Origin of the sequence: Aeromonas sanarellii (assembly GCF_000820085.1) — a bacterium.
Classification (GTDB): Bacteria; Pseudomonadota; Gammaproteobacteria; order Enterobacterales; family Aeromonadaceae; genus Aeromonas; species Aeromonas sanarellii.
In genome coordinates this window covers 1-837 of the sequence record NZ_CDBN01000084.1, presented here as the reverse complement: position 1 = coordinate 837, position 837 = coordinate 1, and the positions used below count along the sequence as shown (strand labels likewise).

The window sequence follows — 837 nt, the reverse complement described above, 5'->3', positions numbered from 1 at the left end:
CAGCCAGGGGCGGCGCCTGCTGTTCGGCTGGCTGGGCTTGCCGGAGGAGAACGAGATGAGCCAGCCCACCATTCCCTATGGCTGGATCCATCAGATGAGCTGCCCGCGGGAGCTGTTCTGGCAGGACGACTGGCTCTGCCAGCGGCCGGTGGCGGAGATTTCGGCCCTCAAGGGGGCGCTGACCCGTTTCGAGGGGGGTGAGCTGCCTGCCCTGGCCATCGACAGCGCCTGGCTGGACCTGGCCCCGAGCGGTGAGGGTCGCCTCGGGTTCGGGACCGTGGCCGAGCTGGTGTGGCAGCCGGGGCGCATCGTGCTGCGTCGCCAGAACTGGCAGAGCGGGGAGTGGGAGGAGCGATCCTGCCCCTGGCTTGGGGGGAGTATCACCGTCTTGTGCGATCGCTCCAGCCTGGAGTGCTTCGTCGACGGCGGTCGCCAGACCCTGTCTACCCGCTACTTCCCCGGTGAAAACCCAGTACTTTCCGCATGTTGTGACGGTGATGACAGCAAAATTTGCCTCGATCACTGGCCGCTGGCGGCCTGCCTTGTACAATAGCCCGGTGTCAGTTTGCCGGGAGGTCAGGTGGAGAAGAAGAAACGGATCACGATTGCCCAGATAGCCACGCTCGCGGGGGTCTCCAAGGCCACCGCCAGCCTGGTGCTCAACGGCAAGAGTGCGGAATACCGCATCGCCGACGATACCCGCAAGCGAATACAGGCGGTGGCGGACGAGTGCCACTACCAGCCGAGCATCCATGCCCGCTCCCTGCGGGCGGTGCGCAGCTACACCTGGGGACTGGTGATCCCCGACCTCACCAACTTCGGCTTCGCCAGCCTCAC

2 protein-coding genes are annotated in these 837 nt (G+C 65.8%); both read left to right on the top strand.

From position 1 onward, the window contains the following. Positions 1-553 (top strand): GH32 C-terminal domain-containing protein (locus tag BN1132_RS15575; RefSeq protein WP_042078691.1); only part of this gene is annotated, 553 nt, incomplete at its 5' end. A gap of 27 nt (positions 554-580) precedes the next feature. Continuing rightward, positions 581-837 (top strand): LacI family DNA-binding transcriptional regulator (locus tag BN1132_RS15570; RefSeq protein WP_042078690.1); only part of this gene is annotated, 257 nt, incomplete at its 3' end.